We start from the raw sequence: 16,139 nt of genomic DNA, 5'->3' as shown, positions 1-16,139 counted from the left end.
GTGGACCGGGTCACCGTGGACCGGCGCGGCCCGGGCGGACGGGCTCGAGCGGACGGCTGGCTCGCACGTTCTGGGCGCGCCAGGCGGTTGGAATCCACGTCCCGAGCGCGCGAAAATGCGGTACACGTCGTCACATGCGGAAGCTCCGCGAGCTCGAGGAGTGGTTGATCCGGGCCGAGTCGGTGCTGGCGGTGGCGCTGGTGCTCGTGATGCTGGTGCTGGCCAGCTACAACGTGGTCTACCGCAATGTGCTGGTGCCGCTGCAGCAGCGGTGGGCGCATAGCGGGCCTCCCGTCGCGACCGAGCCGGCGGCGGCGGTCGACCCCGCGCCCGAGGCCAAACCGCAGGGGCCTCCGGACGCCAAGCCCGAGACGAAGGCCGAGCCGGCATCGGACGACTTCGGTGGGTTCGGCGGTGGCCTTGGTGACGACGAGCCCGAGGCGAAGGCCGAGCCCAAGCCCGAGACGAAGGCCGAGCCGGCATCGGACGACTTCGGTGGATTCGGCGGTGGCTTTGGCGACGACGAGCCCGAGACGAAGGCCGAGCCCAAGCCCGAGACGAAGGCCGAGCCGGCATCGGACGACTTCGGTGGGTTCGGCGGTGGCTTTGGCGACGACGAGCCCGAGGCGAAGGCCGAGCCCAAGCCCGAGGCGAAGGCCGAGCCCAAGCCCGAGCCCAAGCCCGAGCCCAAGGCCGAGCCGGCATCGGACGACTTCGGTGGATTCGGCGGAGGCTTTGGCGACGACGAGCCCGAGGCGAAGGCCGAGCCCGCATCGGATGCCCACGACGACGGGGACGACGGCGCGGAAGGCTTCGGCGGGGGCTTTGGCGACGACGACGGCAAGCCGCAGGGCAAGGCCGACGCGCCCGAGGACGAACTCGACGACATCTTCGGCGACGACGACGAGGATCCGTTCGCCAACCTGGCCGAGATCGACGTGGCGGCCAAGAAGGACGCCGACGACGCGCTCCAGGGCGGCCCTCCGCCCAAGGGCTCGTGGCAGGCCGCGGCGATCGCATTCGTCGATGCCATCAAGCTCGACTGGATCGACATCTTCCTGAGGCAGCTGGTCATCATGGTGAGCTTCCTGGGCGCGATGCTGGCGACCCAGCGCGGCAAGCACATCAACATCGACGCGCTCTCCAAGGTGCTGCCCCCCAAGGCCCAGCGGGTGGTGCGGGTGGTGATCCCCCTGGCCGCGATCTCGGTGTGCCTGGTGTTCGCCGGCGCGGGCTGGGATCTGGTGACGATCAGCCGCGAGTACCCCACCGAGCTGTTGCCCTGGGCAGATGAGTGGACGCTCCAGCTGATGTTCCCGGTGGGCTTTGGCCTGCTGGCGGTGCACTTCGGGGTTGGTCTGGTGGAGGCGCTGGCCGACCCGCCTCGGCCGCCGCCCTCGCGGCCCAAGGCCGCCACCGAGCCCCAGCTGCTCGACGGCGACGGGGGCGACGGAGCCGAGTCCGACGACGATGCCCCCGACCGGTCCACCGGCGATGACGATGCGGCCGCCTCGGCGGCCAGCGAGGGAGGGCCGCGCTGATGGGAGCCTTGATCGCACTGATCCTCGTGGCCCTCGCCTTGCTCGGCGCGCCCTTGTTCGTGGTGCTGGGAGGGGCGGGCATCGCCAACTTCAGCAGCACCGACACCGCGCTGGTGGTCCTGGCGGAGGAGCACTACAAGCTCGCCACCAACCCGCACCTCATCACGATCCCGCTCTTTACCCTGTCGGGCTTCCTGATGGCGGAGTCCAAGGCGGCCGATCGCCTGGTCCGCGTCAGCCGGGCCCTGCTGGGCTGGCTGCCGGGCGGCCTGGGGATCGTGGTGGTGGCATCGTGTGCGTTCTTCACCACCTTCACCGGCGCCTCGGGGGTCACCATCATCGCGCTGGGGGGCCTCTTGTTCCCCATCCTCATGAAGGAGAAGTACCCCGAGAGCTTCAGCCTCGGGCTCATCACCTCGTCGGGATCGATTGGCCTGTTGTTCCCGCCGTCGCTGCCGATCATCCTCTACGGGATCGTCGCGGGCACCAGTATCGATCAGCTGTTCGTGGCGGGCATCGTGCCGGGCATGCTGTTCCTGGCCGTGCTCGGGGGCTTCTCGCTGTACATGGGGCGCAAGCACGACGTGGTGCGCACTCCGTTCGACGCCGGCGAGGCGCTGCGCGCGACCTGGGCCGCCAAGTGGGAGCTGCTGGTGCCGGTGGTGGTGATCGTGGCCATCTACGGGATCCCGGGGGTCACCCGGGGCCTGGTGACCATCGCCGAGGCCTCGGCCATCTGTGCGCTCTACCTCGTGGTGATCGAGGTGTTCGTCTACGGGGACATCAAGGTGTTCTCGCGCGACCCCGAGGTGCCCGACCTCTACAAGGTCACCCGCGAGGCCATGGTCATGGTGGGCTCCATCATGATCATCCTCGGGGTGGCGCTGGGCCTGACCAACTACTTGGTGCAGGAGGAGGTGCCCATGAAGATCCTGGCCGCGATCGAGGGGCACATCGAGAGCCGGGTCTCTTTCCTGCTGCTGCTGACGGTGTTCCTGCTGATCGTCGGCTGCCTGATGGACATCTTCTCGGCCATCATCGTGGTGGTTCCGCTGATCACGCCGATCGCCGCGCAGTACGACGTGCACCCGGTGCACCTGGGCGTCATCTTCCTGGCCAACCTCGAGATCGGCTACCTGACCCCGCCGGTGGGGCTCAACCTGTTCATCTCGTCGCTGGCCTTCGACCGGCCCGTGGTCCAGCTCTATCGCATGGCGCTGCCGTTCCTCTTGCTGATGATGGTCGCGCTCCTGGTCATCACCTTCAACGAGGGGCTGTCGCTGTGGCTGGTGGAGCGGTGGGCGTCCTCGGGGGCCGGCCCCTAGAGATCCAGATCTAGGGGGCGACGACGTCCACGCACGCGAGCCCGGCGTCGGTGTTGCCCGGCACCATGCCGGTGCTGGCCAGCAGGCGGTAGGCGAGGACGTACCGGCCGGCGTTGAGCGTGCGAGCGAACGCGCCGACGTCGATGGTGCCCAGATCGATGGTGTCCTCGGTCGCGAGGTCGTGCAGCAGCAGCGACGCCTGGTCGTAGAAGCCCTGGGGCGGACCGGCGCCGTCGAGCGTGATCGCCCCCCCGAGCGCGACCACCGGGATGTTCACCATCAGGTTGGTCGGGGTGGCGATGTCCACCGTGTCGAGCACGGACTTGGCGTTGATCGGCATGGTGGGGCCGGCGGCCTCGACCACGTAGACCAGGTCGTAGGTGCCGGGGACCACCGGGCGCTGCAGGCTGGCCATGCGGGTGTTGCCGAGCAGCACCGTGTCCCCGGTGGTGGCGTCGAGCAGGTAGAGCAGGCCGTCGTCGAAGACCGAGGACGGCGGCTGGGCCCCGCCCACCGTCACCGCCGCGCTCACGGTCACCATCGGCACGTCCACGTCGAAGCCGGCCCCGCCCTGGATGTCGACCGAGTCGAGCTTGGCGTTGGTGTTGACCGGCACGCCACCGCTGCTGGTCTCCTGGCGGTAGTGGACGTCGTAGGTGCCTCGCACCACGCGGCGGGTGTAGCTGCCGTTGGCGGTGTTGCCGAGCACCGCCTCGTCGCCGGTGTCGGGGTTGCGCAGGATGATGAGACCGTCGTTGGTGGGATCGGACGGCGCCGGGCCTCCACCCACGGTGATGGTTCCGTTGACGATCGCGGTCTCGATGTTCACGTCGACCGTGTCGCCGAGCGCCGAGAGTGCGACCTGCCCCAGCACGGCCCCGCTGTTGACCGGCACCTCGTTGCCCCCGAGCAGGCGGCGATAGACCACGTCGTAGGTGCCGGTGACGATCGGGAGCTGCTCGTAGCTGCCCTCGTTGGTGCTGCCGAGCACGATCTCGTCGTGGGTCACCGGGTCGCGAAGCGTGATGCGGCCGCTCTCGTAGGCGCCGGGGGGTGGGTCGCCGCCGTCGAGCATGAACGTGCCCGAGAGGAGCGTCACGGGGATGTCGATCGCGAGCTCCTGGTCGAGCGGATGCTCTCCGAGCTCCAGCGAGCCGAAGCGAACGTCGCGGTTGCGGGGTGCCTCCGCGTCGGCCAGCTTGCGGCGATAGTGCAGGTCGTAGGTGCCGGGGATCACCAGCGCCCGGTACTCGCCCAGGTAGGTGTCGCCGAGCACGACCTCGTCCCCGGTGGCCGCGTTGCGCAGCACGACCTGGCCGTTCTCGTAGAACGCCATGGGGGGCGCCTGCCCGTTCATCTGCAGCGCGCCGTGCAGCTCGATCGCGTGCACGTCGATCACCAGCGAGGCGGCGTCGCCCTCCGTGAGGGTGATCGCCTCGACGCGAGCGCTCGCGTTGGCGGGGACCTCCAGGCCTCCGGCCCGACGCACGTAGTGGATCTCGTAGCTGCCGGGGATCACCTTCACGTCGTGGGTGGTGCCGCCGTCGAGGGTGCTGCCGAGCACGACCTCGTCGTCGCTTCGGGGGTCGCGCAGCACGATGTCGCCGTGCTCGTAGATCGAGCGGGGGAACGGCTCGCCGTCCAGCAGGAAGGTGGCGCTCACGGTCGCGGTGGGGATGTCGACGTCCAGCGATCCGCTGGTGGAGCTGCAGGGCAGGCAGCGCAGGCCGTAGGCGACGTAGCCCTCGTCGCACACGCACACCGGCAGGTCGTCGCCGTCGGCCTCGCAGTCGCCGTTGGGGCCGCAATCGAGGCCATCGCAGGGACCGGGCTCGGACGGGGGCTGGCCGCTCTCGCCGTCGCCCCCAGTGCCACTGGATTCGTCCTGCTCGCCCGCTCCGGTGGTGTCGGCCCCTCCGGTCTCGGCATCGGTCGCGGCATTGGGCGGGCCGTCGCCGGTCCCCGCGGTCACGCCATCGAACCCTCCGCTCTCCGCGAAGTCGCCCATGCAGCCCACTCCGCTCAGCGCGAGCACGACCCAAACACACCCCATGTCGATCGAACGTTCGCGCATCGTGGTCCTACGATATCAACCCGCCGCGGCTCCATGCCAACGACGCGCCAAGGCGGGAGCGACTCGTGTTTCCGAGCGCTTGCATCAGCGGGGCACGGACGCGGGCCCACGTGGGCGCGTGGCCGAGCCCCGTGCCCCTGACACCGGTGTCGCGGTCGGACATCGACGTCACGGGTCGGCCAGGATCACCGCAATGCCCCCGCCGGCCTCGATGCTGCCCACCACGATGTCGTCGACGCCATCGCCGTCGAGGTCACCGATCGCGACCACGGAGGGACGTGCGAGCGTGGGCAGCGGATCGCCGGCCTCGAACGAGAGCATGCCGGCCTGATCGCTGCGCAGCAGTCCCACCGCGTCGGCTCCCTCGAGCGCCAGGGCCACGTCCCACAGGCCGTCGGCATCGAAGTCGCCCGCGGCTGCATGGCGAGGGGCGCCACCGGTGGGGAAGAACACCGCGTTCAGCAGCCCGCCGGTGCCGTTGCCGAGCAGCACGGAGAAGTCGTCGTTGGCCTGGTTGGGGGTGCCGATGTCGAGGTCGCCGTCTCCGTCGAAGTCGCGCGCGACCAGGGCCCGGGGCGCCACCCCGGTGGTGAACGCGGCCTCGGGGGTGAAGGTGCCACCGGCCATCGTCTGGAACACGCTGATGGTACCCGCGCCGAAGTTGAGGACGGCCAGGTCGGGCGGGCCGGCGCCGTTCAGATCGATCGTGGCGATGGCGATGGGGCTGGTGCCGACGGTCAGGGTCGAGTCGAAGGAGAACCCGCCGTCCCCCACGCCGGTGAGGATGGTGACGTCGCCGCTGGCCTCGTTGGCCACGGCCAGGTCGAGCACGGCGTCGCCATCGAAGTCGCCCAGCGCCAGGCCCCGCGGGGAATCCCCCACGTCGATGAGATCGGCGGCACCGAAGGTGCCGTCACCGTTGCCCAGATGGATGCCCACGGTGTCGTTGCCGGTGTTGGCCGCGATCGCGTCGAGCGTGCCGTCGTCGTCGAGGTCGCCCAGCACGAGGCCCAGCACGCCCGAGGGGGCTGGGATGTCGATCGGCGCGTCGAAGCTGCCGTCGCCCAGCCCCAGCCGCACCGAGAACGCACCGGGGTGGCCGGCGAGCAGATCGAGCGAGCCATTGCCGTCGAGATCGCCGAGCACGAGCGCCCCCGCGGGCACGTCGTCGACCATGGACGAGGGGCCAAAGCACAGCTCGCCGGCCACGGGGACCCCATCGCCGCAGGCGGGCCCGCCGGTGGTGTCGTCGCCGGTGGTGGGATCCACGAGCGTCGTGCTGCCGTCGTCGGAGCTGCTGGTGCTCGAGCCGGCGGTGGTGTCCATGGTGGTGGTGCTCCCGCTGTCGACACCGGTACCGGTGACCGAGCCCTGGGTGGTGTCGGCGGTGGTGTCGGAGGATGCACCTGCGTCACCGTCCTCTTGGTCGTCACGGCAGCCAGGGAGGAGCAAGACGGCGGTGAGGACCAAGGTCGACCACGGAGCGAGGCAAGTCATGGGCCAAGGATGCACGATTCGAGGGGCGGACGCTCATCACGGGGTGCGATATGCTCGCGACCACATGGAGCACGGGCGTTTGCGATCGGCCAGGGGAGGAGACCGAGGGATCGGCTGGCGCATGGTGGGGACGATCGGGGGGATGGTGGCGCTGGCCAGCCTCGGGGCGACGTCGTGCTTCGATGGGGCCGATGCGCTGGGCCTGCCGTGCCGCGAGGATGCCGATTGCGGCAAGGGTCAGCGCTGCGAGGCGGGCGTCTGTGGCGGTCCCACGGCCACGGGCGACGCCTCGACCACCGTCATGACCAGCGCCGAGTCGAGCTCGTCGGGGACCTCGCTGGACGGAAGCTCGTCATCCTCGGGCGAGAGCACGGGGACGCTGCCCGGCTGTGGCAATGGGGTGATCGACGAGGGCGAGGACTGCGATCCGGGTACGGGGCTCGATGCAGCCGACTGCGACGCCGATTGCTCGGCGGTCGAGTGCGGCGACGGTCATCCCAACCTCGAGGCCGGGGAGGACTGCGACGATGCCAACGACTCGGACGTCGACGCGTGCACCTCGGAGTGTCGAGCCACGCTGTTGTTCGACGGCATGGACCAGCCCGGGATGTGGATGACCGAGATCCCCTCGTGGACCGATCCGGGCAGCGGCATGTCCTTCATGCTGAGCTCCGGCTGGCAGCATGGCCTGCCCGAGCCCGGCTCGTGGCAGAGCGGGGTGTACTCGGAGTCGTCGGGAACCGCCCGCTTGATCAGCCCGCCGATCGCCTTTGCTCCCGAACCTGGATCGGGCTTCCACTACGAGCTGCGCTTCCGCCATCGGTTCCGCTTCGACGGCAACCCCATGGACGTGGGCCCCACCGCGTGTCCCTTGCCGCTTCGGGGCGACGGCGCGGTGGTGTGGGTCATGGACGAAGCGGGCATGCCCATGCAGCGCGTGGGCCCTCCGCCGTCGTCTCCCGACCAGCTCGACGACCTCGGCGGGTGTGCGATCGGAGTCAACCCCACCAACCCGCTCTACGAGCAAGGCGGTCCCGTCTATACCTCGATCATCAACTGGACCGACGCGGCCTTGCCGCTGCCTGGGGTGGAGGGCATGACGGTGCGCCTCGTGTTCGAGATCGGCTACGACTGCGCCAACTGCTGGCAGTCCAATGCACCGCTGGGAGCGGGCTGGGCCATCGACGACGTGGTCGTCGCTCCGTTCGAGATGAGATGATCTAGAAGCGACCGTGCAGCACCAGCGCACCGTGGTGGGGGCCCACGCTCGGCTGCATCGCGACTGCCTTGCCCTTCCCACCGCGTCGCATGCCCAGGCTCAGGAGCACCGCGCCCGTGACCAGCAGCGCGCCGCCGGCCACGCCGCCGACCACGCCGAGGGTGTTGCCGAGGCGGCCGCGATCGAATTGCGCACGCCGTGCGTCGACGTCGTCGGGCGCCAGGCCGGAGATGTCGTTGGCCCCGGCCCCCATGGCCAGCCCGGCCCCCATCACGCCCAGCCCGGCCACCCCGAGCCCCGCGGTCACGGCTCCCCCGATCACCAGGCCCCGTCGACTGGGAACCGGAGGCTCGTCCACCACGTCGTCGGGCGGGGAGGGAGCGGGCTCGGGCTCGGGCTCCGGTTCGGGCTCGTCGCTCCCATCGTCGCCTTCGTCGTCGGCCCGTGCGGCCTCGAATGCGGCGAGGCGCTCGTCGAGGGCCGCGATCCGCTGCTGGACCTTGAGGCGCTCGGCCTCGGCATCCTCGCCCTCGCCGTAGAGGGCATCGATGCTCTGCTCGAAGTTCCGCAGCAGGATCTGGGCCTGGCGAAGCTCGGAGGGATCGCGGCTGACGTCGAACGCCTTCTCGCGGGCGGTGGCCAGGTTGTAGATGAGCAGGACCTTGACCTGGTTGCCCTCGGGGGTGTCGGGCACGTTGGCGTAGGCCTCGGTCCACAGCTCGATGGCCGCGCGGTAGTCGGCGGTTTCGAACTTGGCTCGACCGCGGTCGTAGAGCTGCTGCGCCTGCTCGAGCGGATCGGGCTCGGCCCGCTCCGACGGGGGGGCGGGCTCGCCCTTGCGCGCAGGAGCGGCCACGGCGGTCGTGGCGAGCGGCGCCCCGATGGCGAGCGCGGCCGCGAGGATGGCGGTGACCCCGAGGTCGACGAAGGAGCGCCCGGGGACGCGATGCCTCGGCATGAGGGCCACGATAGCGAAGCCGTGGTGCCCTGACCACGGGGCAACGACGCGATCCGAGGCCGTCTGCTACGATCCGGACCCGATGGCGAGGGGTCGTGCGGTGGTGCGAGCGCGGGGAGGCTGGGCGGCGGTCGTCTCGCGCATGGCCATGGTGGTCGGGAGCCTGCTCGGGAGCGGCTGCGACGGGCTCGAGGCCAACCCCGAACAGGACGGCTGGCTCCTGCTGGCGACCCTCGACACCCATCACTTCTGCGACATGGACCCGGTGGTCGAGGTGCGGGTGCGTGCCCACTGGCAGGCCTGCGCCGCCACCGAGCCCGGCTGCGAGCCGCCCGAGGCGACGGTGATCGACGGCGATCGCTACACCTGCCCGGCCACCGACGCGCACTACGACCTCGGCGTGATGCTGACCCGCCCCGGGCGCTACCGGGTCGAGGCGGTCGCCGAGCTCACCACCGGACAGGAGCAGCCCGAGTGCTTCGTGGACCCCGAGTCGGAGGCGGCCGGCGACGTGGCGATCGAGCTGCCGCGGACCCGGCTCGAGGGGCCGTCCCCGGTGGTGCTGGCCGAGCACGGCCCGTGCCCGTGACGGCCGCCGCCGCCGTCGCGCGGACGGGGGCGCCTCGGCCTGCTATTGCCCAATGGAGCGCGACGCACTAGCGTTGCCGGCCAAATGGGCTACGACCATCAGGCCATCGAGCAGCGCTGGCAGGCGTACTGGGCGGACCACCAGACCTTCGCGGTCGAGATCGATCGCGAGCGCCCCAAGTTCTACGTGCTCGACATGTTCCCCTATCCCTCGGGCAACGGGCTCCACGTGGGGCACGTGGAGGGCTACACGGCCACCGACATCATCGCCCGCTACAAGCGGATGCGCGGCTTCAACGTGCTGCACCCCATGGGCTGGGATGCGTTCGGGCTGCCCGCCGAGCGCTACGCGATGAAGACCGGCCGCCACCCCGAGCAGACCACCCGGGACAACTGCGCCAACTTCCGCAAGCAGCTGCAGCGCCTGGGCTTTTGCTACGACTGGAGCCGCGAGATCAACACCACCGATCCCGGCTACTACAAGTGGACCCAGTGGATCTTCTTGCAGATGTGGGGGCACTACTACGATCGCCAGGCCGGTCGCGCTCGGCCCATCGAGGCGCTGCCGATCCCCGAGGAGGTGCGCGCGGCCGGAACGCGGGCCGTGGCCGAGTATCGCGACGGGCGGCGGCTGGCCTACCTGCAGGAGTCGCCCGTCAACTGGTGTCCGGATCTGCGGATCGTGCTGGCCAACGAGGAGGTCGCCGAGATCGTCGACGCCGGCCACGAGGTGGTGCGCAAGCCCATGAAGCAGTGGATGCTGCGGATCACCGAGTACGCCGAGCGGCTGCTGTCGGACCTCGAAGGGTTGGACTGGCCGCCGCACGTGCTGGAGATCCAGCGCAACTGGGTGGGGCGCTCCGAGGGCGCGGAGATCGACTTCGCCGTGGAGGGCCACGAAGACGCCGGGGCGCTCACCGTGTTCACCACCCGCCCCGATACGCTCCATGGCGCCACGTACATGGTGCTGGCGCCCGAGCATCCGCTGGTCGAGCGCATCACCACCGAGGCCCAGCGCGAGGCGGTGACCGCCTACGTCGACCAGACCCTGCACCGCACCGAGCGCGATCGACAGTCGGCCTCGATCGAGGGCCGCAAGACCGGCGTGGACACGGGCGCCCGTGCCCTGCACCCGCTGACCGGTGCTCACCTGCCGATCTGGATCGCCGACTACGTGCTGATGGGCTACGGCACCGGGGCGATCATGGCGGTGCCCGCCCACGACGAGCGCGACCATGCGTTCGCCAAGGCGATGGCGCTGCCGATCGTGCAGGTGGTGGCGCCGGCCGATCCGGCGAAGGCCGCGGCGATCGACGTGCAGTCCGAGGCGTTCGTGGACGAAGGGGTGGCCGTGTCCAGCCCCGTGATCGACGGCCTGCCCACGCCGCAGGCCAAGACCACCATGACCGGCTACCTGGTCACCCAGAACCTCGGCCGCGCCCGGGTGACCTACAAGCTCCGCGACTGGCTGTTCTCTCGCCAGCGCTACTGGGGCGAGCCGTTCCCGCTGGTGCACGATGCCGACGGCACCGTGCGCCCGCTCCCGACGCAGGATCTGCCGGTGGAGCTGCCGCCGATGGCCGACTTCGATCCCAGCGAGACCGGCGAGCCGCCGCTGTCCAAGGCCACCGACTGGGTCGCGCTCCCCGATGGCTCGCGCCGCGAGACCAACACCATGCCGCAGTGGGCCGGCAGCTGCTGGTACTACCTGCGCTTCGTGGATCCGCGAAACTCCTCGCTGCCGTGGTCGAAGGAGGCCGAGGACTACTGGATGCCGGTCGACCTCTACGTGGGCGGGGTGGAGCACGCGGCCACGCACCTGCTCTACTCGCGGTTCTGGCACAAGGTGCTGTACGACCTCGGCCACGTGCACGAGCCCGAGCCGTTCCGGCGCCTGGTCAACCAGGGGATCATCCTCGGCGCGGTGTTCATGCCCTCCGACGGCCGCCGCGACGCCGAGGGCAAGAAGCTCACGTTCCTGCCCGACGAGGTCGACGTGCACGAGGAGGACGGGCAGGTGCGCTACACGGTCAAGCAGACCGGCGAGCCCGTCGACATCCAGTGGGACAAGATGTCCAAGTCCAAGGGCAACGTGGTCAACCCCGACGAGGTGGTGGCGACCTACGGGGCCGACTCCGTGCGCATGTACGAGATGTTCATGGGGCCGCTCGAGCAGAGCGCACCGTGGCAGACCGAGGGGCTGGCGGGGGTGCACCGCTTCCTGGCACGGGTCCATCGGCTCTATTTCGAAGAGGGCAAGCAGGCTGGTGATCGGGTCCAAGCGGGTGGCGAGGGCGATCGCCTGCGCGCGCTCGCTCCCGGCGAGGGCACGCCGCGTCAGCGCAAGCTCCTGCACAAGACCATCCACGAGGTCACCGAGCGCATCGAGCGGATGAGCTTCAATACGGCGATCGCCTCCATGATGGTGTTCGTGCGCGACATCGTGCCGCGAGGCGCGGACGGGGGGGCCGAGCCGCTGCCCCGCGATGCGGCCGAGCAATTTGCGCTGCTGCTTGCGCCGTTTGCGCCGCACCTGGCCGAGCAGCTGTGGAGCGCGCTGGGGCACGAGCGTTCGCTGATCGACGAGCCGTGGCCCGCCGCGGACGAGGCGCTCTTGCGCGAAGACACCTTCACGCTGGTGGTGCAGGTCGACGGCAAGCGCCGAACCGAGGTCAGCGCCCCCAAGGACGCGAGCCGGGACGAGCTGGCGGCATTGGCCCGGGCCACCGACGAGGTCCAGCGGTTCCTCGAGGGGCGCGAGCCCAAGCGGGTGATCGTGGTTCCCGGTCGCCTGGTCAACTTCGTGGGGTGAAGCGGCGATACCACTTTCGCCCGCGGCGGCGGTCGGTGTTCGGGTCGCGACGCACGAGGCCATCGGATCGGCTCAGCTTTGTGAGGTGCCCCGGCGAGGTCCCTGCGAGGTCCGGCTCCGGCAAAAAGTGAGCGCCCAGCGCTGCCGGCCCCCCGGCGAAGGTGATAGGGTGAGCCGATGCCGTTGCGTCGTGTCGTCTACACGAGTGCGCGGCGATGCGCGACCCAAGCCGAGTCGGGGCAACGAAGACTGGGCACGACCGGGACGACCGAATTTCGCAGAGGGGACCTACCGTGAAGCGTCTAGACCTGACACCGATCCTGATCTCCGGCCTCGCGGTCGGCATGATGTCGCTGGCCTGCGGCAAGCCCGACGAGGACGAGGACGACACCACCACGGGTGTCATCTCGATCACCATCACCGCCACCGAATCGATGGGCATGACGAGCATCGATCCCGACGACACCGGGGACAAGCTCGACGTGGGCGGCGGCGCCACCGACACCACGCCCGGCTGCAACACCGGCGACGTGGGCTGCACCGATCAGATCGACCTGCTGTTCGTGATCGACAACTCCGGGACCATGGGCGAGGAGCAGATCAACCTCGCCCGCAACTTCCCGCTGCTGATCCAGCGGCTCGAGAACCTCACCGACTCGAGCGGCATGGCGGTCAACCCCGACGTCCACATCATGGTGACCACGTCGGACTTCGGCAACCCGCTGTGCACGCCGTTCGAGCCCATGGGCTACGACCCGGCCCGCGGCGCCCCGATCAGCACCGCGTGCACCACCCGTCTGCAGGACTTCACGGACCTGACGATGACCAACTCGGTGCCCGAGGCGTGCACCAACCTGTGTCCGGCGCCCGTGCAGCCCGACGGCGACTACATCGCCTTCAGCATCAACGGCGACAACATCCCCGACTCCGTGGTGGAGACCGACATCAACGGCGACGGCACGCCCGACTCTCCGGCGGCGCAGGCCCTGGCGTGCATCGGTCCGCAGGGCGTCAACGGCTGCGGCTACGAGTCGCAGCTCGAGAACATGCTGCAGGCACTCAATCCCGCCGCCACGTGGAACCAGGGCACGCAGCCGTTCCTCCGCGAGGGCGCGCTGCTCGCGGTGGCGATGGTCACCGACGAGGCCGACTGCTCGGTGAAGGACTACTCCATCATGGAGAACGCGGCGTTCCACAACGTCAACCCGGACAGCGGGATGACGGGGCCGAGCTCGGCGATCTGCTGGAACGCCGGTGTGAGCTGCACCGGTCCCGACGCGATGGGCGTGTTCTCCGAGTGCCACTCGCGTGATGCCGAGGATCTCCAGCCGATCGAGCGCTACACCAACTACCTCATCAACGAGCTGCGCGAGAACCAGGGCAAGGAGGTCATCATGCTCGGCATCCTCGGCGTGCCGCTGGTGACCGCGCACAACCCCGATCCTCCGTTCCAGCCCACGGCGGGCGGCGTGATGACGCTGGAGTACCGCAACTGGCGAGACGGCCAGTACCCGGTGGGCGACATCCTGCCCGACGAGTTCGCGATGGGCGAGAGCGCGGCCGACAAGCAGTTCGACTTCGGCATCGGACCCGGCTGCACCGGTCAGGACAGCCTGGGGGCGTTCACCGGCCAGGCGATCCCGCCGGTGCGGATCAAGGAGGTCTGCGAGTCGCTGAACCTCGCCAACGGCGACATCCGCTGCTGCATCGAGTCGATCTGCGACGACGACTTCAGCCCGGCCATCGAGTGCCTCACCGGCATCATCCAGGAGAGCATCCAGCTGCCGGGCTAGCGCGGGGCTCGGGTCGAGTTGGAGCCAGCCCCACCTCCGTGCGAGGGGAGGGGCCACGGAAGACGGGTCGCAGGTCGTGCGGCCCGTCTTCGTCGTTTCGAAGCCGAGACATGGCGTCGATCCTCGGACGGCGAGCGCGCGTCCGTCGGCGTTTCCCTCGCCGCGCGCTCACCCGTGGCCCAGCTCACGACGGTCGGGTCGAGAGGGGGGGCCGATCATCGCCGCTTGATTCGGACGCCATCGATTTGCCACACTCGTGCCGGGGGCGACGCACGGCTCGATCGCGTGTGACACCGCCCGGTGTGGCGAACGGAAGACGGCACGACCATGACCATGACCATGAAGATGCGCAAGCTCGATACCCTGGGACTGGCCCTCGTGGCATGGGGCGCCAGCGCGGCAGTGTTCGTCGCGTGCACCCCCGACGAGCCGATCATGATGGATCCCGACGGCACGACCACGATGCCGATGGCGATGACCACCACTGGTGAGAGCACCAGCAACGACGTCGATCCCGACGAGTCCTCGGGCGGCGTCATCAAGCTCGATGCAAACAACCAAACCGGTGACAACCCGCAGTGCGCCACCGATGGCTCCTGCGACCTCGTCGATCTGCTGTTCGTGATCGACAACTCGGGCACGATGGGCGAGGAGCAGCTGAACCTCGCGCGCAACTTCCAGCAGCTGGTCGACGAGCTCGAGAACCTCAAGGATCCCGACGGGCAGGACGTCAACCCCAACGTCAACATCATGGTGACCACGACCGACTTCGGTCACCCGCTGTGCACGGCGTTCCAGAAGCCCGACTACCTGCCGCGCCAGGGCGCGCCGGTCTACACGGGCTGCAACTCTCGCATCAACCGCTTCACCGGCCTCGACCCCAGCAACCCGGTGGTGATCGAGGAGGCCTGCACCGAGAACTGCCCGGCCGACATCGCCCCCGGCAACCACTTCATCAACTTCAGCTCGTTCGGGGCCAACGTGCCCAACGACGACGTGGGCGCGGCGCTCTCGTGCATCGGCCCGCAGGGCATCGACGGCTGCGGCTACGAGGCACCGCTCGAGACCATGCTGCAGGCGCTCAACGAGGGCGCGTGCTGGAACAACCCCGACCAGGACAAGTGCGACGACGACCCCGAGTGGGTCGACGTCACCAAGGGCTTCCTGCGCGAGGACTCGATCGTCGGCATCGTGCTCATCACCGACGAGATGGACTGCTCGGTCAAGGCACCGGCGGGCTACTCGTTCTTCACCGACATCGAGAACACGATCTACTGGAACATCAACCCCGAGCTCGAGATCCCGCAGGCCACCTCGGCGATCTGCTTCAACGCGGGCGTGACCTGTGCCGACGACAACGGGGACGGGCTCTACGAGAGCTGCGAGTCGTCGGAGAACAGCGAGGTGCTGCACCCGGTGGCGCGCTACACCCAGTACCTCGACTACCTCACCAACAACCAGAAGCGGCAGGTCGTCATGCTGGGCATCCTCGGCGTGCCCGAGGTGGTGGCGCACAATCCCTTGCCGCCCTACGAGCCCACCGCGGGCGGTGCGGCCGACCTGCTGTACCGCAACTGGATCGACTTCCCGTACCCCAACGGCGACATCCTGCCCGACGAGTGGTACGACCCGGAGTCGCCGACGCGCGCGGCCAACAAGATCTTCGAGTTCGGCAACATCGGCCCCGGCTGCACCGGCCAGGACGAGGAAGGCAACTTCACCGGCCAGGCGATCCCGCCCGTGCGCATCCGCGAGGTCTGCGAGAGCCTGAACTACTACGACGAGGACGAGGACAAGGAAGTCGTGCGGTGTTGCATCGAGTCGATCTGCGACACCAACTTCAGCCCCGCCATCCGCTGCCTCACCGGCGTGCTCTCCGACGCCATCGGCGTGCAGGGCTGACCTTGCTCCTCGCAACCGTCACGGGCGGCTAGAGCGGCGATCAGATAGCGCCAAGGGGATCGACCCTGGGGCTCGATCATGATCTCGTGGTTGGGTCATGCCCCGCCACGAGAACATCCGATGGAGCCCCGCGATCGAACTGACCAAGGTGGAGGAGATGATCTGTGCGCGGTGTAAGCGCACGGGACGGCTCTTCGCCTTCCTGCGAAGGCACCGCCACGAGCTGTTCCCCGAGGACTTCCAGGCCGAGCTCGCTGAGGTCTATGCCGACACGCCCAAGGGCAAGCCGCCCGTGCCGCCCGCACTGCTGGCGATGGTGACGATCCTCCAGGCTGCCGGCGGCGTTTCGGATGCGGCGGCCGTCGAAGCAGCGGTCTTCGATCGGCGTTGGCAGATGGTGCTCGATTGCGACGGCGCCGAAACGGCACCG

11 protein-coding genes are annotated in these 16,139 nt (G+C 69.4%); 8 read left to right on the top strand and 3 right to left on the bottom strand.

Annotation, left to right across the window (positions count from 1 at the left end; genetic code table 11):
• The first annotated feature begins 134 nt into the window (after positions 1–134).
• Positions 135–1,541, top strand: coding sequence for a TRAP transporter small permease (locus tag OEB96_RS10145; RefSeq protein ID WP_266215331.1), 1,407 nt, complete (start codon positions 135–137; stop codon positions 1,539–1,541).
• The gene (locus OEB96_RS10140; protein WP_266215330.1) at positions 1,541–2,866 is read left to right on the top strand and encodes a TRAP transporter large permease; all 1,326 of its coding nucleotides are present in this window, start codon (positions 1,541–1,543) and stop codon (positions 2,864–2,866) included. Before OEB96_RS10145 ends, OEB96_RS10140 begins: the two co-directional genes overlap by 1 nt.
• Positions 2,867–2,876: 10 nt before the next feature.
• Here the strand turns inward: OEB96_RS10140 and OEB96_RS10135 are convergent, their stop codons facing one another.
• Together OEB96_RS10135 and OEB96_RS10130 are read right to left on the bottom strand one after the other, a co-directional pair.
• Positions 2,877–4,940: a hypothetical protein gene (locus OEB96_RS10135; RefSeq protein ID WP_266215329.1), complete on the bottom strand. Its 2,064-nt coding sequence runs from the start codon at positions 4,938–4,940 to the stop codon at positions 2,877–2,879.
• A gap of 168 nt (positions 4,941–5,108) precedes the next feature.
• Positions 5,109–6,437, bottom strand: a complete 1,329-nt coding sequence (locus tag OEB96_RS10130) for an FG-GAP repeat domain-containing protein (RefSeq protein WP_266215328.1) — start codon at positions 6,435–6,437, stop codon at positions 5,109–5,111.
• A gap of 121 nt (positions 6,438–6,558) precedes the next feature.
• Here OEB96_RS10130 and OEB96_RS10125 point away from each other — a divergent pair, with 121 nt between their 5' ends.
• Positions 6,559–7,656 carry a hypothetical protein gene (locus OEB96_RS10125; RefSeq protein WP_266215327.1) on the top strand — a complete coding sequence of 366 codons (1,098 nt, stop codon included), beginning with the start codon at positions 6,559–6,561 and terminating at the stop codon, positions 7,654–7,656.
• 1 nt (position 7,657) lies between these two features.
• Here OEB96_RS10125 and OEB96_RS10120 read toward each other — a convergent pair whose 3' ends face one another.
• Positions 7,658–8,614, bottom strand: a complete 957-nt coding sequence (locus tag OEB96_RS10120; RefSeq protein WP_266215326.1) for an outer membrane protein assembly factor BamD — start codon at positions 8,612–8,614, stop codon at positions 7,658–7,660.
• An 82-nt stretch (positions 8,615–8,696) separates the two neighbouring features.
• Here OEB96_RS10120 and OEB96_RS10115 point away from each other — a divergent pair, with 82 nt between their 5' ends.
• From OEB96_RS10115 to OEB96_RS10095, 5 genes are all read left to right on the top strand, one after another.
• The gene (locus OEB96_RS10115) at positions 8,697–9,203 is read left to right on the top strand and encodes a hypothetical protein (protein ID WP_266215325.1); all 507 of its coding nucleotides are present in this window, start codon (positions 8,697–8,699) and stop codon (positions 9,201–9,203) included.
• 84 nt (positions 9,204–9,287) lie between these two features.
• The gene (leuS, locus tag OEB96_RS10110) at positions 9,288–12,014 is read left to right on the top strand and encodes a leucine--tRNA ligase (protein ID WP_266215324.1); all 2,727 of its coding nucleotides are present in this window, start codon (positions 9,288–9,290) and stop codon (positions 12,012–12,014) included.
• Positions 12,015–12,307: 293 nt separating this feature from the next.
• Positions 12,308–13,807: a vWA domain-containing protein gene (locus OEB96_RS10105; protein WP_266215323.1), complete on the top strand. Its 1,500-nt coding sequence runs from the start codon at positions 12,308–12,310 to the stop codon at positions 13,805–13,807.
• Positions 13,808–14,134: 327 nt separating this feature from the next.
• Positions 14,135–15,709 carry a vWA domain-containing protein gene (locus OEB96_RS10100; protein WP_266215321.1) on the top strand — a complete coding sequence of 525 codons (1,575 nt, stop codon included), beginning with the start codon at positions 14,135–14,137 and terminating at the stop codon, positions 15,707–15,709.
• Positions 15,710–15,806: 97 nt separating this feature from the next.
• Positions 15,807–16,139, top strand: a 333-nt coding sequence (locus OEB96_RS10095; protein ID WP_266215320.1) for a transposase, incomplete at its 3' end; no start/stop codon positions are given.

Source organism: Paraliomyxa miuraensis, from assembly GCF_026337845.1.
GTDB classification, from domain to species: domain Bacteria; phylum Myxococcota_A; class Polyangia; order Nannocystales; family Nannocystaceae; genus Paraliomyxa; species Paraliomyxa miuraensis.
Note: the sequence above shows the minus strand (reverse complement) of the source record. Positions and strands in the feature narration are given on the sequence as shown.

Excerpts from the sequence above, each read along its gene's own strand:
- OEB96_RS10100 (WP_266215321.1), top strand. The coding sequence starts at position 14,135 with ATGACCATGACCATGAAGATGCGCAAGCTCGATACCCTGGGACTGGCC.
- OEB96_RS10115 (WP_266215325.1), top strand. The coding sequence starts at position 8,697 with ATGGCGAGGGGTCGTGCGGTGGTGCGAGCGCGGGGAGGCTGGGCGGCG.
- OEB96_RS10120 (WP_266215326.1), bottom strand. The coding sequence starts at position 8,614 with ATGCCGAGGCATCGCGTCCCCGGGCGCTCCTTCGTCGACCTCGGGGTC.
- OEB96_RS10130 (WP_266215328.1), bottom strand. The coding sequence starts at position 6,437 with ATGACTTGCCTCGCTCCGTGGTCGACCTTGGTCCTCACCGCCGTCTTG.
- OEB96_RS10140 (WP_266215330.1), top strand. The coding sequence starts at position 1,541 with ATGGGAGCCTTGATCGCACTGATCCTCGTGGCCCTCGCCTTGCTCGGC.
- OEB96_RS10145 (WP_266215331.1), top strand. The coding sequence starts at position 135 with ATGCGGAAGCTCCGCGAGCTCGAGGAGTGGTTGATCCGGGCCGAGTCG.
- OEB96_RS10125 (WP_266215327.1), top strand. The coding sequence starts at position 6,559 with ATGGTGGGGACGATCGGGGGGATGGTGGCGCTGGCCAGCCTCGGGGCG.
- OEB96_RS10135 (WP_266215329.1), bottom strand. The coding sequence starts at position 4,940 with ATGCGCGAACGTTCGATCGACATGGGGTGTGTTTGGGTCGTGCTCGCG.
- leuS (WP_266215324.1), top strand. The coding sequence starts at position 9,288 with ATGGGCTACGACCATCAGGCCATCGAGCAGCGCTGGCAGGCGTACTGG.